Here is a 22,161-nt window from a genome sequence, read left to right as displayed (position 1 = left end):
GCTGTCCCTGACGCCTCACCCACTGCGCAGTAAAACGCCGCACTCGCTACGCCACCGGGCTTCGCGCCCGCCTTCCCCGCTGACACCCAAGGATCCGCCCATGACAGGCTTCGATCGCCAGACGATCTCCGACACGACCGCCAAGATGCTGCTCGAAGTGCAGGCCGTACACTTCAACGCGGAAAAACCGTACATTTTCACGTCCGGCTGGGCGAGCCCGGTCTATATCGACTGCCGCAAGCTGATCTCGTATCCGCGCGTGCGCCGCGGCCTGATGGAAATGGCTGAAGCCACAATCCTGCGCGATGTCGGCTACGAGCAGATCGACGCGGTCGCCGGCGGCGAAACCGCCGGCATCCCGTTCGCGGCATGGCTGTCCGACCGCCTGATGGTGCCGATGCAATACGTGCGCAAGAAGCCGAAGGGTTTCGGCCGCAACGCGCAGATCGAAGGCCTGCTGACCGAAGGTCAACGCGTGCTGCTGGTCGAAGACCTGACCACCGACAGCCGCAGCAAGATCAACTTCATCAACGCGCTGCGCACGGCCGGCGCGCAGGTGAACCACTGCTTCGTGCTGTTCCACTACAACATCTTCAAGGAAAGCGTGTCGGTGCTGAAAGACATCGACGTCGATCTGCACGCACTCGCCACCTGGTGGGACGTGTTGCGCGTCGCCAAGCAGTCGGGCTACTTCGAAACGAAGACGCTCGACGAAGTCGAGAAATTCCTGCACGCACCGGCTGAATGGTCGGCAGCGCACGGCGGCGCGACGGCTTCGCCGCAGTAAGCTATGGTGCCTGGCCGGAGCGGCTTCCGGCCGATACAAAAAACCGCCTGATCTTTCTGGATCAGGCGGTTTTTTTATGCACAACAGATACTGCGTTCATTCACGCGTGGCGGTTCAACCGCTCTCGCCCGGTGTGTACGACGACAGGTTCAGCAAGCCGTTGCTCTGTGCGTACTGAAACAGTTCCGAATCGCGTTCGAGGCCGAGCTTGCGCATCGCCGTGTTCTTCTGTGTGCTGATGGTCTTGATGCTGCGGTTCAACTGCTCGGAGATTTCCTTGATCGTCATGCCGGACACGAACAGACGCACCACCTCGAGTTCACGCCGCGACAGGATCACTTCGCTCGTCTTGCCGCCCGCATTCATGCGCAATGTATCAAGCGATGCACGCACCGAAGGGCTCATGTATTCCATCTTGCGGCTCACGTGCTGCACCGCGAGCCCGATGTGGCTCAGATCGTCGGACTTGTTGACGACCGATTCGACGCCCAGGTCGCTCAGGCGCTTGAGCAGTGCGGCGTTCTCGAGCATCGTCAACACGACGATGCCGAGCGTCGGAAAGTTGCGCCGCAGATAGCTGATCAGCGGCAGGCCGTCGCCGTACTGGCCGCCCGGCATGGCGAGATCGGTCACCAGCACGTCGCAGGGAATAGTCTGGAGAATGTGGATGAGTTCGGTGGACTGCTTCGCTCGCGCGACGACCTCGATGCCGGCGAACTTCAGCAACGCGTTCTCGGCACCGAACAGAATGACCGGATGGTCGTCGGCCACCACGACTCTGATGTTCTCCTGCATGCACGCCCTCGACGAAAGCTAAACGACGGTCTGCCTGTCATCTAACGTATTCTGGATTTATTAGTCTTGCTTGCGGTTTTGGCCACATCGCGATTCATCCGAATATAGCCGATTTCCCTGCAGGCCGGCCTGTTCGGGGAAGGGAATCGCCTCAAACCTACACCTCGATGAACCGGAATCGACGCGTGAGCGCAAAATAGGGACAATAATCTTCGTGACGATAGCCACGTCATGGCCCTGACAGTAACCATCTCGCATGGGATCGGAGTAGCGCGCATGGGGCCGAGGTAAGCGCTGAAGCGCCAACTCCGGTCGACAGCTAAAGCGCTAACTCAGGTCGACCGCAACAACTTGCATGGGACCTGAGTAAGCGCTAAAGCGCTAACTCAGGTCGACCGCAACAACTTGCATGGGACCTGAGTAAGCGCTAAAGCGCTAACTCAGGTCGACAGGAGAACCGGAACATGCGTTCGCGTTGCCTCGTGGTTTCGCCTGCTTCGCTCCGCTTTCATCTGCCTTCCCTCGTGCTGGCGATATCCAGTCTGGCACTCGCCGCCGCCCAGGGTCCGCACGCGCTGGCGCAGGGCACGTTCGGGCTCTCGAGCACGAGTTTTCATGCTGGCGGTCCTGTAGGCATCGCCCAGGTCTTCGACCAGGAAGACTGCAAGGGCGGCAACCGTTCGCCACAGTTGTCGTGGCACGACGCGCCGGCCGGTACGCGCGGCTTCGCGGTCAGCATCGTCGACCCGGATGCGCCCGGCCGCGGCTGGTGGCACTGGGCGGTGGCCGGTATTCCGCCGGGCGTCGACCAGCTGCCGGAAAATGCCAGCGCCTCCGGTTATATCCAGAAGCTCGGGGCCGTCGAGGCGCGCAACGACTTCGACACCGACGGCTACGGCGGCCCATGTCCGCCCGCCGGCAAGCCGCATCACTACGTGGTCACCGTGTACGCGCTCAACACATTGAACCTGCGGGTGGCGCAGGGCCGGCCCGCACTGATGTTCGAGCACGAGATCGACACCGCGACGCTCGGCTTCGCGCGGATGATCGTAACCTACGGCCGTTAATGCCCGGCCGGCGGCGCCCCTGGCAGCACGCCGCCTCCAGACATGATGCCGGCGTGCGCGCACCGTCGATCGTCCACGCTTTGCTCAACCTGCTCAGGAGATTGCTCATGTCGAAGATCGTCATCGTGTATCACAGCGGTTATGGCCATACGAAGAAGGTTGCCGAAGCGGTCCTCGCCGGCACGCTCGACGCCGGTGCCGATGCGAAACTGGTTGCGGTGGGCGAGCTCGACGAAGCGGCGTGGGCCGAACTCGATGCCGCCGACGGCATCATCTTCGGCGCGCCGACCTACATGGGCGGCGCATCCGCCGACTTCAAGAAATTCGCCGACGCCAGCTCGAAGCCATGGCTCACGCAAAGCTGGAAGGACAAGATTGCAGCCGGCTTCACGAATTCCGCGACGATGAACGGCGACAAGTTCTCGACGATCCAGTACTTCATCTCGCTCGCGATGCAGCACGGCATGATCTGGGCGGGCATGGGCATCATGCCGTCGAACACGAAGGCGGCGACGCGCAACGATCTGAACTACGTCGGAGGTTACGCAGGGCTGCTGACGCAGTCGCCAGCGGATGCGTCCGCCGAGGAAGCGCCGCCGCAAGGCGATCTCGATACCGCGAAAGCGTTCGGTGCGCGGGTCGCGGCCGTCACGGCGCGCTGGAGCGGCAACCGGCAAGGCTAGGCGCCAGGCGCGCGGCGGCAACACGGCGAGGCAAGGACGCGCGGCGAAGGCCTTGTGTCGTAACGCTACCCATTTGCCGCATTCTGTCGCCAATCTCCCGGCGATCCGCCCGCAACGCACTGCATCTACCGTTTAACATCGTCATTTCGATGTCATTTTCGTGGCGCACCGTCTTTTTTCGCCGACGCTTTCGTACGCGCGCCGCCATACGGTCTTAAAATGGCGTTCCGGCGCCGCACGGCGTCCACGCATTCCAGCACCCGCAAGCCAGTGAGATCGAGATGAGCACGAAAGTTTTTGTCGACGGACAGGAAGGCACGACCGGCCTGAAGATTTTTGAATACCTGTCGCAGCGCGCCGACGTGGAAATCCTGCGTATCGAGGAAGCAAAGCGCAAAGACCTCGACGAGCGCCGCCGTCTCATCAACGCATCGGACGTGACATTCCTGTGCCTGCCGGATGTGGCGTCGCGCGAATCCGCCTCGCTGGTTGAAAACGATCGCACTGTGCTGATCGACGCGAGCACCGCGTTTCGCACCAGTGCCGACTGGGCGTACGGCCTGCCGGAACTGGCCCGCTCGCAGCGCGAGCGCCTGCGCTCGGCGAAGCGGATCGCCGTGCCCGGCTGCCACGCGTCGGCGTTCGTGCTGGCCATGCGCCCGCTCGTCGAAGCCGGCCTTGTCACGCCGGATTTCGCGGCGCACAGCTATTCGATCACCGGCTATAGCGGCGGCGGCAAGAAAATGATCGCGGATTACGAAGCCGGCGGCGACGCGAAACTGGCGAGCCCACGCCCGTACGCGCTGGGCCTCACGCACAAGCACCTGCCGGAAATGGCGGCGCACACGGGGCTGAAGTCGGTGCCGGTGTTTACGCCGATCGTCGGCAACTTCTATAAGGGTCTGGCAGTGACGACGTACTTCTCGCCATCGCAGCTCGCGCGCAAGGCCGCGCCGCAAGACGTGCAGGCGCTCTTCGCCGAATACTATGCAGGCGAAGCGTTCGTGCGCGTCGCGCCGTTCAATGCGGACGAGAATCTGGACGGCGGCTTTCTCGACGTACAGGCGAACAACGACACCAACCGGGTCGACCTGTTCGTGTTCGGCAACGAAGAACGTTTCGTGACGGTGGCACGGCTCGATAACCTCGGCAAAGGCGCATCGGGCGCCGCGATCCAGTGCATGAATCTCGCGATCGGCGCCGGCGAAGAAACCGGCCTTAAACGCTGATTTCTCAAATCGTGGGCAGAATTGCCTGATTCATACAGGCAGATTAAAGCCGGCTTTCGATAAAGCCGGCTTTTTTATTTAGCACATGCGATCCCTGATTTTAAAAAAATTCATTAATCAGTAATCGCCCGAATTACCGCAGAATTCATTTTTATGGTTGCCAGATCTGATCGGTAATTAATTCTGCATAACGATTATGTGGCACACCTTACCGTATAGGGAATTTCCCGATTTTTCTTCGAACGCCCGTTCGATGAAGATGGGCGCATTTTGCTCAAATGCCTGTCCCGCAAGGACAAGCGCGAAAACAACGACGACGCTCTGGCAGTAAAAAAATCTGTTTTGTTTAAAAGCCTCGCGAACCGCACCACGGTCGTCGCCGGGCCATCTGCGTGCTGTTTGAATCGCCTTTTTTAGACGGTTCTTTCAATTGACAGCGTATAAATGCGCGGCGAAATTACAACGCAAATTAAACAGAAGGGAGACGCAGCATGTCACATGCCATTATTAGAGGCATGGCTCTGGCCATGGCCACTGCTCCATTGCTCGTCGCATGTGGCGGCGGAAAAGCCGACGATCCCGGTCCAATCAATTCACCGCAATGTTCTGGCACAAGCTGCGGCGTGCAAGGTCCGCCGAACCAGGGTGCGGATGCGGCACCGCTGTGTCCGGCGGATGCGGATATCGTCAAAAGCACGTATCTGGGTGGCGCGGGTAGCGGCGAGGTCGTGCGTCTGAACATCGATGCGACGGCGATGACTTACACGCTGAGCTGGCTGGAGTCGCCGATTCCGCTGGTCACCGGCGGCGATCCCTCGGTGACGCGCGCCGGCGTGACCATCACCGGCCACGTCATCCATCCGCCCACCGGCACGCTGCCGACCGCCGGGCAGACGCGCTGTGCGTTCATCCTCGCGCCGGGCAGCGGCACCGCGCCCAACGGCGCGACCTACACCACGCCCGATTTCACGCAGGACGCGACGCCGAATCCGCCGATGGTGTTCGTCGGGCAAGGCGTGGCGGGCGGCGGCATTCCCGGCGCCACCGTGGAGTACGACGGCTACCTCGGACTTATCGGGCCTGTGCCCAATCGTCACTTCGATTTCTACCCGTTCCTCGGCTTCGCCAGCACGACGACCAGTCTGTCCGCACTTCCGGGCACCTACAACAGCCTGCTTTATCACCTGTCGCCGACCGCGAAATACCTGACGGTCGCGACGAACTCCGTCGAAACGTTCGATGCGAACGGTGCGTGCACGTCGAGCTCCGGCTGTCTGACGACCGGCGACGCCCTGACCGTCAACAGCAACGGCTATCTGGACAGCACGCATCCGCCCGTCATCGTCAACGGCTCGGGAAGCCAGACACCGCTTCGAATCGGCAACGACGCCGTCGCTCACATGATCATCGGTCAGCTGAACGGCGCGACCGTGCCGCTCGTCGTGCGCACCGGCCACGTGAGCCCGCCGCTGTCGGTCGACGACGAATCCGGCATCGCGCTGCTCGCGAAATCGACAACGGTCTCATCGGGCGACATCGACGGCGGTTACGTCGGCGCGGACTCGAACTTCCGGTACACCGCGACGCTGCTGAAAGGACCGATCGGCACCTTCATCAATCCGACCACCGCCGCCGCCGAAAGCGGGTTCGGTCTCAGCTACGGATTGCCCTCGCCGGGTCTGGTCGGCGTCGGTGACGTGCAGCACAACACGGGCTTCGCGATCGCTTCCGGCGGCCTGTTCGCGATCTTCATCAACGGCACGGAAAACGGTGGCGTCGTCGCGAGTTCGTCCAACGCCGACACCACGGGCGCGCCCTACTTCGGCATCGGCGCGCAGATCAGCAAGTAATGCGGCGAACCGCAGCATCACCGCGGGCAGCAGGACCGCGCATCACCGTATCGAACGAGACAGGAGATGGCTGGACCGGGAGCCGGCCATCCACGACTGGAACATCAAGGAGGCGCTGCATGAACTGGAAATTCCTCACGACGCTGGCACTCGCCGCGCCGATGCTCGGCGCATGCGGCGGCGGCGGTGACGACCCGCCGGCCCCGGCCCCGGTGAGACTCTGCCCGGCATCGCTCGACTACAACACGGTTTTCACCGGCGGCGGCGGCGACGGCGAACTCGTCAAGCTGCAACTCGACACCACGAAAATGACGTGGCAAATCAGCTATCTCGAATCGCCGATCCCGCTGACGAAGGGCACGGTTTCGCCAACCCGCAAAGGCCAGTCGGCGAACGGCACGCTCACGATGGAAACGCTGCTGCCGACGCAGAAGCTCAACCAGTGCGCGTTCCGCCTGAACGGCGCGAGCCTCGATCCGAACCGGCCGGCGCGGATCTTCGTGGGTGAAGGTGTGGCCGGCGGCACGATTCCGGGCGCGGAAATCCAGTTCGACGGCATTCTCGGCCAGGGCGCGGTGCCCGACACGACGTTCCCGTACTACCCGTTCATCGGTTTTTCGACGATTGAAACGGACATTGCCAACGTGGCCGGCACGTACAACCAGCTCGGCTACCACCAGATTCCGTCGCAAAGTTTCGCGCCGGTCACCGTCGACTCGAAGATCACGATCAACGCCGACGGCAGCTGGACCGAATGCGACAACGTGGGCATCAACGCCGGCAAATGCCAGCAGCCGGGCACGAACCTCGTGCAGTCGGCGGACGGCAGCGGCGCGTTCGAAACGGACAACTTCCCCGGTCAGGCTAAACCGACGCTCGCGCCCACGCCGGTCGCGAAGGGCTACATGATCGTCGGCAAGCTGCGCGGCCAGAACGTGCCGATTCTCGTGCGCACGGGGGCGGCGAGCGCACAGCCGGGTCTCGATCCACAGACCGGGCTCACCGGCCCCGTCGCCGACGACGAATCCGGCATCTCGATTCTCTCGCCGCAATCGGCGATCACGCAGGGCTCGCAGGACGGCGAATACATCGGCGTCGACAGTCAGTTCGACTATCGCACGACCGCGCTGGCCGGCGCGCAGGCAACGCTGCTTGACCCGTTCCAGCCTTCGCAGGCGTCGCTCGCCACCGCACTCGACCTCGACTTCACGCAAGGCACACCGGGTGTCGTGACGTCGATTCACACGGGCGCGGCGGCAGGAAGCGCGTCGACCGGCAAGTTCGTCTTCACGGGCGGCGTGTTTGGTTTCCTCGACCTGACGACGCCTCAATCGCCGTACTTCACGATCGGCGCTTTCGTCCAGTAACGACGAAAGCGTCCCAGGCAAAACGAAACGAGGCGACCGCTTGCCGGTTGCGGTCCACGCCAGTGGCGCCGCAGCCGGCGTCCGGCAGGAACGCCCGCATCAGGAGGAACAGAATGAAAAAAATCATTATCGCGGCACTGGCCGCGGGCATATCGCTGAGCGCTCACGCGCAGCATGCGGGCGACAACGTCGTTTCGCTCGGCTGGTTTCACGTGATGCCGCAGGACTCGAGCACGCCGCTCACCACGACCGTCGCGCCGACTCCGATCAACACGCCGCTGCGTCTGCCGAATTCGTTCACGTCGGAGGGCACGAGCCTGTCGACCAACAACGCCGACACGGCGGGCCTCGTCATCAGCCACTTCTTCACCAGTCATTTTGCGGTGACGTCGGTGGCGGGCATTCCGCCGACCTTCAAGATTTACGGCCACGGCACGATCAAGCCGCCGGGGCCGGCCGGCGCGCTCGGCACCCAGGATCTGGGCGATCCAGCGGCGAACCCGATCGTGAAGAGCGTGCGCCAGTGGAGTCCGGCGGTGATTTTCCAGTATTACTTCGGTGCACCGGAGGCGAAGTTCAGGCCGTTCCTCGGGATCGGCGTGTCGTACAACTGGTTCTCGGACATCCAGCTGAACAACAACTTCGTCACCTCGACGCAGGAGAACCTCGGCGCCGTACTCGCCGCGGGCGCGGGCAAGCCCGGCAAGACAACAGTCGAAGGGAAGGCCTCTTCATCGTGGCAGCCGGTGTTCAACGCGGGCGCGATGTACAGCATCACCGACCACTGGGGCCTGACGTTCTCGGTCACCTACATTCCGTTGAAGACGACGTCATCGGTCATCATCAAGGCAGCTGACGGCACGGAGCTGGGGGTATCGAAGGCTGAGCTGAAGGCCGATCCGATCATCACCTACCTCGCGGTGGCGTACAAATTCTGAGCGGATTGCACATCGCATGAGAATGGCAACGAAATGCCGGAAGATCAGGGCCGGCCGGATTTCAGGTAAAAAAAAGCCCGCCAACTGGGGCGGGCTGAATCCATATCGAGGAGACATGGAGGAGACAGGAGTAACTATAGCAAACCATTTGGTGCATTGCAACATAAGTACTAGAGCGCGCGCTCTGGATTGCGGGCAGGCGACACGCACCACGTCGCTCAGGCATCGATCATCGAGAGAATCAAGCGGAGCTGGTCGACGTCGACAGGCTTGACCAGATGGACGTCATAACCCGCGACGAATAGCGCGTCGCCCTGCTGCGGGCAGCGCCATCCAGTGAGCGCGACCAGCAGCGTGGTGTGGCAGGGATTGCGGGCACGCAGCACGCCGGTCACACCGTGCCGGTCCATACCAGGCATCCCGCAGTCGACGATCACCACATTGGGTTGAAAATCCCGCACCGCCTGCAGCAGTTCGTCACGGGAGCGGGCCGACGCCGTCTCGTAGCCCATGCCTTCGAGCAGAGTGGCGAGACACGACAGCGCGTCGTTATCGTGATCGGCAAGCAGGATACGGCCACACATGGCTGTCTCCGGACGGACTTTATTTTATCGACGTATCGCAGTTACTACGGCGTGTGCGACCACACATGGCGGCGGGGTGCTGCATCCTGCCTCGCGCCCACTATGTGGTACGTAAAGGCAAGATTCCCACAGTAACGCCTACGTCTATGTGCTTTGATCCGCATAGCCATACGTAAATTTCATTTATTTGCGGGTCCACCGGCTAATTGCGCGTCGCACAAAACGATCCTTCGCATAACTAGCCGAGCCCAACGTACGTTGGGCTCGGATGGTTAGCGCCCCGCCGCCCATACAATCACCCTGTATTCGGACAAGATCACTCACGAATCACACGGATTCTGGACAAAACGTGCGTCAGGAGCGATCGAATCAAGTAATTTCCGGCAAACATCGAAGGGCCACATTCAAATCAAATAATCTATATTTCGGACAATATATTTCAGTGTTTTCCGGACAAACCGGCTGCCATAGAGAGCACAATGACGCAAAATTCGGACAGGGATACTGCAGAAGTCCTCTTTTCCGTGGAAGACGATGCACATGCGCGCGCGTTGCGCCGCCTCGTCGGAACGGGTGCGCTTCGACGCATTTATGGGGGCGTCTACACGCGCAACCTGGACAGTCCTGTCGAAGCAGTCGTTCTTCGCAACTGGGCAGCGATTGTCAGCCACCTGCTCCCGGGTGCGGTGCTGGCTTATCGGTCCGCACTGGAGCACCGACCTGTCGATGGAGTCCTTCATGTTCGCCGCGGCCGAACGCGCCGCAAACTCGAGTTGCCCGGGCTCACCATCGAGGTGTTTTCTGGAGCCAGTGCGAAGCCATTGCTCGAACCGCCGACGCCCGATTTGCCACACAGGAACATCTATATGCCGAGCGAGGCCCGCGGCTTTCTTGAGAACATGGGGACCGCTCGCGGCGCAGCTGCACGGGTGCTTCCGCAGGAAGATATCGAGGCTCGTCTCGACAAGATTCTGACCATCCGGGGAGACTTCAAGCTCAACGACCTGCGGGACCAGGCGAGAGCCATCGCTGACAAGCTCGACATGGCTTCCGGGAGCAGGCGCCTCGACGGACTCATCGGCGCACTGCTCGGCACGCACGAAGAAAAAAAGCTTCGCAGCAAGCTGGCGCTCGCGCGCGCCGCAGGCAAACCATACGACCCTGACCGGCTGGAACTGTTTGACGTATTGCACGCCGCGCTCGCCGACGCAGTGTTCGCGCATCCAGCCGACCCTGCAACCCGGGGCACAGCGCTAGAGAATTTTGCTTTCTTCGAAGGCTACTTTTCGAATTTCATCGAGGGCACTACGTTCGAGGTTGAAGAAGCGGAGCAGATTGTCTTCGACGGGACCATCATTCCGAACCGCTCGGAGGACTCCCACGACATTCTCGGTACCTTTCGGGCGGCCAGCACGACGCCATGGCGAAACCGGCCTGCATCAACGGCGGACGACTTTCTCGACTGGCTCAAGAGCGTGAATGCGCTTGTGATGCAGGCGCGTCCGGACAAGGGGCCCGGGCAATGGAAGGAGAAGCGCAATATGGCCGGCAACACACTCTTCGTGCTGCCGGAGCAGGTTCCGGCAACCCTGGCCGAAGGCTTCGAGCGCATCCGGTCGCTGGCTGACCCAGTCGCACGCGCATTGATGACGATGTTCGTCATCTCGGAGGTCCATCCTTTCCAGGATGGTAACGGCCGCTCGGCGCGGCTTGCGATGAACTGCGTACTCAGCGAAGCAGGCGTGTGCCGGATCATCGTTCCGACGGTGTACCGCGAGGACTATCTGCTGCCACTACAGCGGCTGACCAATGACCGCGATGCAGCCCCGTACATCCGCAGCATGACGCGTATCCACAACTGGACTTCGCGCTTCGACTACGGTCAGCCGCGACACGATGTGCAGAACCAGCTTGGCCGCTGCCATGCCTTCAAGGAAGACCTGAAGAATTACCGGTTGATATTCCCGGAGAATGCGATTAATGGGGGCTGATGGTTAATGCTTTGTCAAACCACATGTTCTGGATACCCGACAAGACAAAGCCCTGGGATCATCAGGCGCTTTTCGATACGCTGCACGCGCAGGCGCGGTGGTTCAAGCTCAGTGCCGCACCAGCGCCATCATCGCGCCGAAGCCGACAAACACGCCGCCAGTCAGCCGGTTAAACAACCGTGCGACATTGCGGCTCTTCAGCTTCGCGCCGATGCGTGTGCCAAAACCGGCGTAGACGAGATACCAGCTCACTTCGATCACCGCGAATGTCGCGACGAGCACGCCGAACTGCGGCAGCGTCGGGCGGCTTGCGTCGATGAACTGCGGCAACAACGCGGCTGCAAACAGGATGGCCTTCGGATTGCTGCTTGCCACGAGAAAGCCGTTGCGGAACATCGACCACGTGGCACGCGGACGGTCCGCGGTCACTTCGGGCGCATCGGCATTCGCGATCGCGGCTTCGTCGACAGGCGCGCGCCACGCCTTGATGCCAAGCCAGACGAGATACGCCGCGCCGATCAGACGCAACGCGTTGAACATCATCGGCCAGGCTTCGAGGAACACGCCGAGGCCGGCTGCGGATACCGACAGCATCAGCACCAGCGCGGACAGACAACCCGCCATGGTCGCGCCCGAGCGGCGCAGGCCGTGTCGCGCGCCGTGCGTCATGACGAGCAGCATGTTCGGGCCGGGAATGGCTGAAATAACAAAAACGGTGGCGGCAAACAGCCACCAGATGTGCAGACTCATGACAGCCACCAGACAGGAAAACTGGAACGGACGGCCATTATGCCTGCGCACGCACGCCACAACGCAGCCGCGGCACAACGTTAGCCATCCGGACAAGGCCCCACGGCAGCGTCACCGCCCGGCGCGGCGTGCCGACACCTGACCCAGCACGGCGAAGTCCATTTCGCCTTCGCCATGCGCGACCGCGTCGAGCAGGCTGTCGCGCACAACGCTCGCAATCGGCATAGCCGTGGAAATCGTGTCGGCGGCCGCCAGTGCAAGCCGCACGTCCTTCAATCCGAGACGTGCCTTGAAGAGCGCCGGCTCATACCGCTGCTCGGCGATCATCTTCCCGTAGCCCTGGTAGACCGGCCCCGGAAACACGCTGCTCGTGATCACGTCAAGGAAATCCTGCATCGCGACGCCGTGACCGGTGAGGAGCGTCGACGCTTCGCCGAGCGTTTCCACGGCCGAGGCCAGCATGAAATTCACCGCCAGCTTCATGACATTCGCCTGCTGCGGCAGCGAGCCGATGCGCCAGGTTTTCTGGCCGATCGCGTCGAACACCGGCTGCACGAGATCGATCGCCTCGGCGGGGCCGGCCGCGACAATCGTCAGCTTGCCCGCCGCCGCGACGTCCGGCCGGCCGAGCACCGGCGCCGCGACGTAATTCAGGCCGCGCTCCGCGTGCGCATGCGCGAGCGAATCGGCCAATGCGACGGAAATCGTCGCCATGTTGACGTGAATCAGCCCGCGTGGCGCGTTTTCCAGTAACTGGCTGTCGATGACATCGCGCAGCGCGGCATCGTCGGCGAGCATCGAGAACACGGCGTCGCCCGTAAAGGCTTCAGCCGGGGTGGCAACGACCTGGGCGCCCGCGGTGCTCAACGTCCGCGCGCGTTCCGGCGAGCGGTTCCACACGCGCACGGTATGCCCGGCTTTCAGAATATTTGTCACCATCACGGCGCCCATCTCGCCGAGACCGATAAATCCTATGTCCATGCTGAAGCTCCTCCTTCGAACGAAACGGAAGTAGACCACACCCGCGTGACACATGCATCCACGCGCTGCCGGCAGCCCGGTGCCATACTGGTCAAATGGTCACGGCGACATTCCGGTTTTATGAGGAACTGAACGACTTCATCGCCCGTCCGTTGCGGCGGCGCTCGTTCAGTTGCCCCTGTGCGCGCGGCGCTACCGCAAAGCACATGATCGAGGCGATCGGCGTGCCGCACACCGAAGTCGAGCTGATTCTGGTGAACGGCGAATCGGTGGGTTTCGAGCATCCGCTGGCCGACGGCGATCGTGTCGCTGTCTATCCGAAGTTCGAGGCGTTCGACATCCAGCCGCTCCTGCGCGTGCGCGAGCGGCCGCTGCGGGTGGTGCGCTTCGTCGCCGATGCGCATCTCGGCGGTCTTGCGCAACTGCTGCGTCTGGCGGGCTTCGACACGCTGTACGACAACCACTATCCCGACGAAGACATCGAAGCCATCGCCTCGCGCGACCACCGTATCGTGCTCACGCGCGACCGCGAACTGCTGAAGCGGCGCACGATCATGCACGGCTGCTACGTGCGCGCGCTGAAGCCGAAAATCCAGCTGCGCGAGATTTTCGACCGGCTCGACCTCGCGGGCAGCACGCAACCGTTTCGCCTTTGTCTTGCGTGCAACGCGCCGCTGCGGCGCATCGCGAAAGAGGACGTGGTGGGACGCGCACCTGAGGGCGTGCTGGAACGGCATGCGCGCTTCGTGACCTGCGACGTGTGTCGGCGCGTGTTCTGGGAAGGCACGCACTGGCAGCGCATGCGCGCGCTGATGGACAGCCTCGCCGGCGAGCGCGACGGCGCGACCGGCATGCCGCCCGTTAGCGTGGAAAATCCGACGTAGCCCGCGATAAAACGTCCGCGTTGAGACCGGTGCCGATGGCACATCGGGCGCGGTGCGTACAATGCAGGATTGTTCACATTCACTTATTCCGCAGGGGCATCCGGCATGGCAATGAAAAAATTCGACCTTGAGAAGAACAAGGCGCTCAAGCTGGCCAACGATCTGAAGCAATCGAAGGCTGGCCGCTTTGGCAACTCCGCGACACAAGCCGCGCCCGATCGTCGCGCGCAGCGCAAACTCGACCAGGAGCTGGGGCTGGTGCCGTTCGCGTGCAAGCTGAACGCGGATCTCGTCGCGCAACTGCAGGAACGCGCGGCGACGCATCCCGAAGGCATGACTGGCCTGCTGACCGAGGTGCTGCAACGCGGTCTCGCGGCCGACGCGAAATAAGCCGCCAGGCGGACATCGCCGCCGGATCGCCTCAAGCACGACAGGCGCCGCCAGCCATAAAGAAAGGCCAGGGTAAAAAAAACCTGGCCTTTCTTTTTTCGCTGACGGAACGGGGTTTAAGACCCGGACCGCCCGAACGGGAGACACTTTACTGCGGCGTGCCCTTGTCGCTCGTGCCGGCAGCCGATGCAGCTTCCGAAACCTTGGCGCGCTTGCCGTGCGTCTTCAGTTGCTTGTGCGTGTGCGCCGGCTTGGCTGCGGTGGCAGCGGCCGGTGCGGATGCGTCTTGAGCGAAAGCCTGGAACGACACGAGTGCGAACGAGGCTGCGATAAGCGAGGCGATGATCTTCTTCATAGTGTTTTTTCCCAAACCTGAGCGACTTGATCAATGTGAATGAGTAAGCACGGCACGGTGAAGCGCACCCGGTGACGGTGTCGCCAGGCGGCTCCCCGCGGGGAGTATCACTTAGCGTAGGCGGTTTGTCATCTCATAAAAGCCACCCTGTATTTTCCGGGAGACACGTTTCTTTCTTTCAGCTTTCAACCGCTTTTGCGCGGTGCCAGCGGTGCTTTCAGAGCGATGGAAAATGCCGCTTTTGTCTGAATGATCGGCCGCGATCTGGCCGGTTCCAGACCGTTCTATCCAGACGCGTATCATGTGCGCTCCGCCCCGAAATCCGCACGCATTTCCGTCGTGAACACCAACAGTCGCAAACACCTTCGCGCGAACCTGCTGATGCTGGTCGCCGCCCTGATCTGGGGCTCCGCCTTTGTTGCGCAACGGCTCAGCCTCGACGCAATCGGGCCGTTCCTCTTCACCGGCCTGCGCTTCCTGCTGGGCGCGACCGTCGTGTTCGGCCTGCTGATGTATCTGCGGCACGCCCGCCCGGGCGGCGAAACGGTCACGACAGCGCGGCCAGTTTCGCGTGAGTTGCTCGCTTCGGGCGCCTTGCTTGGCCTGCTGCTTTCGGTGGCGATCTCGATGCAGCAGATCGGGCTGCAATACACGAAGGTCGCGAACGCCGGGTTTATCAGTTCGCTCTATGTCGTCATCGTGCCGTTGATGGGCGTACTCGCGCGTCACGAAACGGCGGTCGGCACCTGGCTCGGCGCGCTGCTCGCCGCCATCGGCATGTATTTTCTGAGCGTCAGCGAGCACTTCTCGATTCTCCGCGGCGACTGGTACCAGCTTGCCGGCGCATTCGTGATCGCGGCGCAGGTGATGCTCGTCGGACGGTTCGCGCGCCGCCACGATCCGCTGATGCTCGCGCTTGTGCAGTTCGTCACCTGCGGCGCCGTGTGCCTTGCGATCGGGCTCGTGTTCGAGCCGCTCAGGCTCGCCGATCTCGTGCGCGCCGCGCCGACCATCCTCTATGGTGGCGCGCTATCGGTCGGCGTCGCGTACACGATTCAGGTGGTCGCGCAGAAGGACGCCGCACCCGCGCACGCCGCCGTGATCTTCAGCATGGAAGGCGTGTTCGCGGCGCTCGCCGGCTGGCTGGTGCTCGGGGAAACGCTGCCCGGACGCGCGCTCTTCGGCTGCGTGCTGATGCTCGCCGGGCTGATCGTGTGTCAGGTGATGCCGGCGTGGGAAAGCCGGCGGCAGGCTGCGGCTTCATCGATCGGGCGGGGTTGACGCGCGTCAGGCGATAGTCCTGCCGCCGTGATTGACGTTGAGCACGCCGGGTTCGCGGCGAAGGGCAAAACAGTCCGCGCGCGGTCCGACATCAATCTGCCCGGCGTCCGCTCAAAAGACCGTTATGCTGCGGGTTATTCCTGCACCCGACAGAACCTACGGGAGAACACACACATGACATCATCCAGTGACACGCCCAGCATGGCGCTCTTCTGCGACTTCGAGAACGTCGCGCTTGGCGTGCGCGACGCGAAATTCGAAAAGTTCGACATCAAGCTCGTGCTCGAACGCCTGCTGCTGAAGGGCAGCATCGTCGTCAAGAAGGCGTATTGCGACTGGGAACGCTACAAGGGCTTCAAAGCCGCAATGCACGAAGCGAACTTCGAACTGATCGAGATTCCGCACGTGCGCCAGTCGGGCAAGAACTCCGCCGATATCCGGCTCGTCGTCGATGCGCTCGATCTCTGCTACACGAAATCGCACGTCAATACGTTCGTCATCATCAGCGGCGACTCGGATTTTTCACCGCTGGTTTCCAAGCTGCGCGAGAACGCGAAGCAGGTGATCGGCATCGGCGTGAAGCAGTCGACCTCCGACCTGCTGATCGCCAATTGCGACGAATTCATTTTCTACGACGACCTCGCCCGCGAAAGCCTGCGCGCCGCCGCAAAGCGCGTGAAAGAGCCGCAGCCTGCCCCGAAGCGCTCGCCCGATGAAGAGAAGCGTCGCCGTGACGATCTCGAATCGCGTCGCAGCGAAGCCATCGAAATCGCCGTGCAGACGTTCGATGCGCTCGTGACCGAGCGGGGCGACAGCGGCAAGGTATGGGCGTCGGCGTTAAAGGATGCGATCAAGCGCCGCAAACCGGACTTCAGCGAGTCTTACTACGGGTTTCGTGCGTTCGGCAATCTGCTCGAGGAAGCGCAGATGCGTGGTCTGTTCGAAGTCGGCCGCGACGAAAAATCGGGCACGTTCGTGTTTCGCGGCAATGGCGGTGCGGTGCGCAGCGAGCCGGCGGCGCCGCGTGAAAGCAGATCGAAACGGGGTGCGCGCAGAAAAGGCGCGCAGGAACCCGCCGCGGCTGCGATTGCCGAACTGGAATTGCCCGTCGCGCAGGATCTGTTCACCGCATCGGAAGTGCATGACGTGCCCGCCGTGACGGAATACGCGACGCAAGACGCAACGCCGGCGGAACCCGCCGCCGCACGTCGCAAGGGACGCGGAAGCCGCAAGACGTCTTCGAGGAAAGCCGAAGCAGCCGATGCCGCGGAAGCGCCAGCTTCTACCGCCACCGCAACGGATCAGCCCTCGCAGGCAACGGAAGCGCAACCGGCACAAACCGCACAACCGGAAGAGCTCGCGCCGAAAGCAGGGAAGACCGCTCGCAAGACTGCACCGCGGGCACGTCGTCCGCGCAAGGCTGCCGCGGCGACCGAATAGAGGGGAAATATTCCCGGTTGAAACACGCGCCGGTGGGTCCGGTGCGTCCTGAAGCCTGACACCGCTTTAGCGCATCACGGTGTCAGCGACTGCAAAAGCGGTGCGAGGGCATCGCTCGCCGGCGTGGGCGCGACTGCCGGTCCGGCTGTCTGCGCCACTGCCTGCGCTGCTGCCTGGGCGGCGACGTCGACCGCGGGGTCCGGCGGAATCTCACGGGTGACAACCGCATCCGGCACCACCGGTGACGTACGCACGACCGTATGCAGATAATGCTCGACGAGCGCGAAGAAGCGGTCGTAGAACTTGCCCGACGGGATCGTCTCACTCGAAATCTTCACCATCGCGTCGCTGTTCGAGCGGATCGGCAGCGACAGTGAACCGAGGATGCTCAAACCCACACTCGCCGACGTATCGCTCTTCTTCAGCGCAAAGCCATTCTGCACGGCGTTCACATACGCGATGCTGGTGTCGCTCGCCTCCTCACCCGGCGTGCACACGACGTGAAACTCCACGACTACGTGCGAATCGCCGCTCGGCTGGAAATTCTTGGTGCCGTCGACCGTATCGCCGCGCGTCATGGTCGTCATGTAACCCTGGCTGAGCAGCGCGCGACGCGCCGCTTCACAGGTATCCGTGCTGCTCGCGTTGAAGTTGCGCGCGTACGGGCTCACACCCGTATCGAACAGTTCCTGCTGGAATTTCGGCTGCGACGATGTCGAGCAGCCTGCGAGCGCGAGGAGCGCAAGCACGGTGACGGTGGTTCTGACAAAGACTTCATGCATGATCGAAAAAAACCGGAGCGACGCGACGTCGAATGGCATGCATTGTAGAGCGCCTTTTTGGGACACGCACCCGGAACAGGCGAGTAATAATAGTGCCAGCAACATGTACCCTTACCACCCCGATCTTTCGGGAATTCATTCGCGTGGAGGTTTCGTGAGCAAGAAGATGACAATCAAACAAAGTGTTGCCTGGTGCCTCGTCACATTGTGCGCATCGGCGTTCGTGCCGGCAGACGCCGCTTCGACCGCGTTGAAGATGACTACGCCGATTCCGCCCGAAATCACGACACCCAATACCGTCGACACGCGCATCGGCCAGCTCAAGTACTTCGACGGCATCCCGACGCCCGAAACAGCACAGAAGGTCTATGACAACCTCGACTTCATGCGTGGCGTCGAAGTGTTCCTGAACGGCATTCCGGGTGCATCGCTGGTTGCGATCCGGACTGGTCTGCGCGAAGCGGGTGCCACGGGCAGCAAGATCGGCATCTTCGAATCGCTGATGGATTCGAAGTCGCTGTTCCTGACGGCGAATACTGAAACCGTCTACTTCTGGAACTGGATGGATCTGAAGAACGGACCGGTGGTTGTCGAAACGCCGCCGAACATCCTCGGTGTCGTCGACGACTTCTGGTTCCGCTATGTCACCGACCTCGGCAACGCAGGCCCGGACAAGGGCAAAGGCGGCAAGTACCTGTTCGTGCCGCCGGGCTATACCGGCGCGCTGCCGAAGAGCGGCTACATCATCGTGAAGTCGCCGACGTTCGGCAACCTGCTGTTCGGCCGCGCGTTCATGAAGAACGGCGACCCGAAACCCGGTGTGGCAAGCCTCAAGGCGCATCTGCGTGTCTATCCGCTGTCGCAGGCAGGCTCACCGCCTGCGACGACGTTCGTCGACATGTCCGGCAAGGTCATGAATACGGTGCATGCCAATACGATCAAGTTCTACGAGGAGATGAACGAGATCGTCCAGGAAGAACCTGCCGGCGTCTACGGCCCTGACATGACCGGCCTCTTCGCATCGATCGGCATTGTGAAAGGCAAGCCGTTCGCGCCCGATGCACGCATGACGAAGATCCTGACCGATGCCGTCGCGGTCGGCAACGCAAGCGCACGCACGATCGACTTCGCCAACCGCGACAAGGCCGTCCTGATCTATCCGGATCGCCACTGGAACACGCCGTTCGTCGGCGGCAGCTACCAATGGCTGAACGACGGCGCACGCAACTTCGACGCGCGAACGATGTTCTTCTACGCCGCGACCGTCGATACGCCCGCGATGGCGATCGCAATGCCGGGCATCGGCTCGCAGTACGCCGCGGAGAATTACGACGCGGCGGGCAAACCATTCGACGGTGCGAAAGACTACACGCTGCACGTTCCGCCCAACGTGCCGGTGAAGGACTTCTGGTCGGTCGTGCTGTACGACCCGCAGACCCGCTCGATGCTGCAGACCGACCAGCAGTTCCCGAGTCTCTCCAGCGAAAAGGGTCTTGTGAAAAACGCGGACGGCTCGGTCGATCTGTATTTCGGACCGAAAGCGCCGGCGGGCAAGGAAAGCAACTGGATTCAAACCATTCCGGGCAAGAGCTGGTTCACGATTTTCCGGCTGTATGGCCCGCTTGCGCCGTGGTTCGACAAGAGCTGGAAACTCGAGGATATCCAGCAGGCGTCGTGATGACGCTGCTTCAGACGGCCCGCTGACGCGGCCGTCGCGATCATCCGCCGCGTGCGGAGCGTGAATGGCCGTCGCCAGCGACGGCCATTACGCGCAAGGCCCCGTTCAGGCGGTACGCCCTGCCGCGCGGCAGGGGTAGCACGGCGCGCCGCGCCGTGGCACGAGGATCGCGCTATTCGGAACCCGAAAGCATCGCGATATAAAGAATCGTCGAAACGACGATGATCGCGACACCGACCGCGACTTTCACGTTGTTGAATTCGAGCAGGCCATTCACGGAGACCGCAATGCCTGCGACGGCGGTCAGGGTGCCGATCGCCGCAAGCAGCACGCGAAGCTTCGTCCAGATAAGCTTGCGACGCTCCGGACCTGCACCTTCTCTCCAGCGGCTGAGTTTCATGATTGGCCCTTGCCCGAACCCGGGCTGCAACGAAAACGATGGTTGACGTTGATTGCGTGTCCGCAAACACGTGCAGCGGCATCTCACCCCATTATAAAGTCGCGCGCTGGTTTGTCAGCATGCCTGACTGCCCGGAAACGGGTTCGGGCGGCTTACGTCAAGGCACCTGAACCCGATCGACCGCTTTTATGTCGATGACTGGAGCCCGCCGACAACGCGCGGATGCGGTCTTGTCATCTGTTTCAAGACTAGTCGCGGTTGCCAATAACCTTGCCCGCAGGTGCGATTATTTTGAGGCGTCTGCGAGCGTTTAAATACGATGCTATGGTGTGCTCCGCAAATAGGGGCTATTTCCACGCGCCTCCCGCTTCAGATTAGATATTTCGGACGCGATTAGTCAGCGTGACCGATCCAGTTCAAATCACTATTTAGTAACCTGCAAACAAAACCATGTTATTGGAAAAAAATCTGCCGGCTGGCAGTGCTTCGCCGGAGAGCGGCGATGCATCATCGCTGCGCGCCTGGCTTGCCGTCATCGCTGTGGCCATCGGCGCGTTTGCGTTCGTGACAACCGAGTTCCTGCCGGTGGGACTGTTGCCACGCGTTGCAAAAGAGCTGGGTGTCTCGCCTGGAACGGCCGGCCTGATGGTGACCGTCCCCGGCATCATCGCCGCCATTTCCGCGCCGGGGCTGATGCTCGTGGCTGGAACCATGGACCGTCGGCGTGTGTTCCTGCTGCTGACGACCTTGCTGCTCGCGTCGAACCTGATCTCCGCGTTCGCGCCCAGTTTCCTGATCATGCTGCTGGGGCGTGCGTTGCTGGGGGCGTCGCTCGGCGGCTTCTGGACGCTGGCGACAGCAGCCTCCGGACGCCTCGTCGCGCCGCGCGATTCCGCGCGTGCGATGGCGACGATCCTGACCGGCGTGACGTGCGCAACCGTGATCGGCGTGCCGCTCGGCACATTTATCGCGAGCTTCGCGTCATGGCGGGCTTCGTTCATGGCGACGGGCGTACTCGTCGCGATTGCGCTGGTTGCGCAGTTCTTCCTGGTGCCTTCCCTGCCCTCGACGACCGCATTGCGCATGAAAGACCTGGTCGGCCTGATGCGCCGGCCGCATCCGCGCCGCAGCATGTTGATGGTGGCGCTCGTGTTCGGCGCGCACTTTTCGTCCTACACGTACATCACGCCGTTCCTGCTGCGTAACGCGAATCTCTCGATGGCGACCATCACGTGGCTGCTGCTCGGCTTCGGGATGATCGGGTTTTTCTCGAACTTCGCGATTTCATCGACGATCGTGCGCGGTCTGAAGACATCGGTAGCCGCGATGATTTCGCTCCTGATGTTTGCGCTGCTGTCGCTACCTTTGCTGCAACACTCGTCATATGGCGTCGCCGCCGTCGTGATGGCGTGGGGCATTGCGTTCGGTGCGCTACCGCTCTGTTTCAGCGTCTGGATTCAGCGCGCGACGCCAGATGCACCGGAAGCGGGCTCTGCGCTGTTCGTCGGCATCATTCAGGTGGCGATCGCGTCCGGTTCGCTGGTTGGCGGTTTGATCGTCGATCACATCGGTATTCGAGCTGACTTCCTTTTCGGCAGCGGGCTGGCGCTGCTCGGGCTGGCCGCGCTGGCCAGTTTCGGTGCGCGAGAAGAAACGCGCGAAACGGAGGCGGTCGCGTGTCAGGTGAATCCGGATTAGCAGGAAGCGGGAGAAACGCTTTGCAGGGATACGATTGCCTGCAAAGCGGAATGGCGGATGACGATGTCGGGCGAAGCGGGGCGTATCAGCACACCCCGCCCGATCACTCAACCGTCACGGATTTAGCAAGGTTACGCGGCTTGTCGACATCCGTGCCCCGCGAGCACGCCGTGTGATACGCGAGCAACTGCAGCGGCACGACGTGCAGGATCGGCGACAGCAGCCCATAGT

General features: G+C 62.1%; 21 protein-coding genes. 14 read left to right on the top strand and 7 right to left on the bottom strand.

The features are described from left to right. Positions 1-100: 100 nt before the first annotated feature. Positions 101-787, top strand: a complete 687-nt coding sequence (locus LPA37_RS26180; RefSeq protein WP_090535260.1) for an orotate phosphoribosyltransferase — start codon at positions 101-103, stop codon at positions 785-787. 114 nt (positions 788-901) lie between these two features. Here LPA37_RS26180 and LPA37_RS26175 read toward each other — a convergent pair whose 3' ends face one another. Next, complete coding sequence (locus tag LPA37_RS26175) at positions 902-1,582, bottom strand: response regulator (protein ID WP_090535259.1); 681 nt, start codon at positions 1,580-1,582, stop codon at positions 902-904. Positions 1,583-2,046: 464 nt separating this feature from the next. On the opposite strand from LPA37_RS26175, the gene LPA37_RS26170 reads away from it, so the two are divergent. The 6 genes from LPA37_RS26170 to LPA37_RS26145 all read left to right on the top strand — a co-directional run bounded on the left by LPA37_RS26170 (position 2,047) and on the right by LPA37_RS26145 (position 8,716). Next, on the top strand, positions 2,047-2,649 hold the full coding sequence (locus LPA37_RS26170) for a YbhB/YbcL family Raf kinase inhibitor-like protein (RefSeq protein WP_229014092.1): 603 nt from the start codon (positions 2,047-2,049) through the stop codon (positions 2,647-2,649). Between the two features lie 107 nt (positions 2,650-2,756). Further along, positions 2,757-3,332, top strand: a complete 576-nt coding sequence (locus LPA37_RS26165; RefSeq protein WP_229014091.1) for a flavodoxin family protein — start codon at positions 2,757-2,759, stop codon at positions 3,330-3,332. Between the two features lie 281 nt (positions 3,333-3,613). Next, on the top strand, positions 3,614-4,561 hold the full coding sequence (gene argC, locus LPA37_RS26160; RefSeq protein WP_228979761.1) for an N-acetyl-gamma-glutamyl-phosphate reductase: 948 nt from the start codon (positions 3,614-3,616) through the stop codon (positions 4,559-4,561). Between the two features lie 491 nt (positions 4,562-5,052). Further along, positions 5,053-6,411: a DUF2957 domain-containing protein gene (locus tag LPA37_RS26155; protein ID WP_229014090.1), complete on the top strand. Its 1,359-nt coding sequence runs from the start codon at positions 5,053-5,055 to the stop codon at positions 6,409-6,411. A 119-nt stretch (positions 6,412-6,530) separates the two neighbouring features. Continuing rightward, a complete protein-coding gene (locus tag LPA37_RS26150) occupies positions 6,531-7,778 on the top strand; it encodes a DUF2957 domain-containing protein (RefSeq protein WP_229014089.1) in 1,248 nt (415 codons plus the stop codon). A 113-nt stretch (positions 7,779-7,891) separates the two neighbouring features. Further along, positions 7,892-8,716, top strand: a complete 825-nt coding sequence (locus LPA37_RS26145; RefSeq protein ID WP_229014088.1) for an OmpW/AlkL family protein — start codon at positions 7,892-7,894, stop codon at positions 8,714-8,716. Between the two features lie 218 nt (positions 8,717-8,934). On the opposite strand, the gene LPA37_RS26140 is transcribed toward LPA37_RS26145, so the two are convergent. Beyond that, the gene (locus LPA37_RS26140) at positions 8,935-9,300 is read right to left on the bottom strand and encodes a response regulator (protein WP_229014087.1); all 366 of its coding nucleotides are present in this window, start codon (positions 9,298-9,300) and stop codon (positions 8,935-8,937) included. 479 nt (positions 9,301-9,779) lie between these two features. Between LPA37_RS26140 and LPA37_RS26135 the strand changes: the two genes are divergently transcribed. Next, positions 9,780-11,291 carry a Fic family protein gene (locus tag LPA37_RS26135; RefSeq protein ID WP_229014086.1) on the top strand — a complete coding sequence of 504 codons (1,512 nt, stop codon included), beginning with the start codon at positions 9,780-9,782 and terminating at the stop codon, positions 11,289-11,291. 108 nt (positions 11,292-11,399) lie between these two features. Here the strand turns inward: LPA37_RS26135 and LPA37_RS26130 are convergent, their stop codons facing one another. Next, positions 11,400-12,041, bottom strand: a complete 642-nt coding sequence (locus LPA37_RS26130) for a LysE family translocator (RefSeq protein ID WP_228979770.1) — start codon at positions 12,039-12,041, stop codon at positions 11,400-11,402. 111 nt (positions 12,042-12,152) lie between these two features. Continuing rightward, a complete protein-coding gene (locus LPA37_RS26125) occupies positions 12,153-13,022 on the bottom strand; it encodes an NAD(P)-dependent oxidoreductase (protein ID WP_229014085.1) in 870 nt (289 codons plus the stop codon). A gap of 95 nt (positions 13,023-13,117) precedes the next feature. Here LPA37_RS26125 and LPA37_RS26120 point away from each other — a divergent pair, with 95 nt between their 5' ends. Together LPA37_RS26120 and LPA37_RS26115 are read left to right on the top strand one after the other, a co-directional pair. After that, positions 13,118-13,906, top strand: coding sequence for a Mut7-C RNAse domain-containing protein (locus LPA37_RS26120; protein WP_228979774.1), 789 nt, complete (start codon positions 13,118-13,120; stop codon positions 13,904-13,906). 105 nt (positions 13,907-14,011) lie between these two features. Continuing rightward, the gene (locus tag LPA37_RS26115; protein WP_229014084.1) at positions 14,012-14,296 is read left to right on the top strand and encodes a hypothetical protein; all 285 of its coding nucleotides are present in this window, start codon (positions 14,012-14,014) and stop codon (positions 14,294-14,296) included. Between the two features lie 148 nt (positions 14,297-14,444). Here the strand turns inward: LPA37_RS26115 and LPA37_RS26110 are convergent, their stop codons facing one another. Continuing rightward, entirely contained in the window at positions 14,445-14,651 is a 207-nt protein-coding gene (locus LPA37_RS26110) for a hypothetical protein (RefSeq protein WP_228979777.1), read from the bottom strand. Between the two features lie 381 nt (positions 14,652-15,032). Here LPA37_RS26110 and LPA37_RS26105 point away from each other — a divergent pair, with 381 nt between their 5' ends. Both LPA37_RS26105 and LPA37_RS26100 read left to right on the top strand, forming a co-directional pair. Further along, positions 15,033-15,932: a DMT family transporter gene (locus LPA37_RS26105; RefSeq protein WP_407672626.1), complete on the top strand. Its 900-nt coding sequence runs from the start codon at positions 15,033-15,035 to the stop codon at positions 15,930-15,932. A 174-nt stretch (positions 15,933-16,106) separates the two neighbouring features. Next, positions 16,107-17,372 carry an NYN domain-containing protein gene (locus LPA37_RS26100; RefSeq protein ID WP_229014082.1) on the top strand — a complete coding sequence of 422 codons (1,266 nt, stop codon included), beginning with the start codon at positions 16,107-16,109 and terminating at the stop codon, positions 17,370-17,372. Between the two features lie 74 nt (positions 17,373-17,446). Here LPA37_RS26100 and LPA37_RS26095 read toward each other — a convergent pair whose 3' ends face one another. Next, positions 17,447-18,154 carry a DUF2242 domain-containing protein gene (locus LPA37_RS26095; protein WP_228980009.1) on the bottom strand — a complete coding sequence of 236 codons (708 nt, stop codon included), beginning with the start codon at positions 18,152-18,154 and terminating at the stop codon, positions 17,447-17,449. A 166-nt stretch (positions 18,155-18,320) separates the two neighbouring features. On the opposite strand from LPA37_RS26095, the gene LPA37_RS26090 reads away from it, so the two are divergent. Beyond that, positions 18,321-19,832: a DUF1254 domain-containing protein gene (locus LPA37_RS26090; protein ID WP_228979784.1), complete on the top strand. Its 1,512-nt coding sequence runs from the start codon at positions 18,321-18,323 to the stop codon at positions 19,830-19,832. A gap of 172 nt (positions 19,833-20,004) precedes the next feature. Here the strand turns inward: LPA37_RS26090 and LPA37_RS26085 are convergent, their stop codons facing one another. Continuing rightward, positions 20,005-20,232, bottom strand: coding sequence for a DUF2964 family protein (locus tag LPA37_RS26085; protein ID WP_228979785.1), 228 nt, complete (start codon positions 20,230-20,232; stop codon positions 20,005-20,007). 450 nt (positions 20,233-20,682) lie between these two features. Between LPA37_RS26085 and LPA37_RS26080 the strand changes: the two genes are divergently transcribed. Beyond that, positions 20,683-21,930, top strand: a complete 1,248-nt coding sequence (locus tag LPA37_RS26080; RefSeq protein WP_228979788.1) for an MFS transporter — start codon at positions 20,683-20,685, stop codon at positions 21,928-21,930. Positions 21,931-22,161 lie beyond the last annotated feature (231 nt).

This window comes from Paraburkholderia gardini (assembly GCF_907164545.1).
Lineage (GTDB): Bacteria > Pseudomonadota > Gammaproteobacteria > Burkholderiales > Burkholderiaceae > Paraburkholderia > Paraburkholderia gardini.
This window is presented reverse-complemented; position numbering and strand designations above follow the sequence as displayed.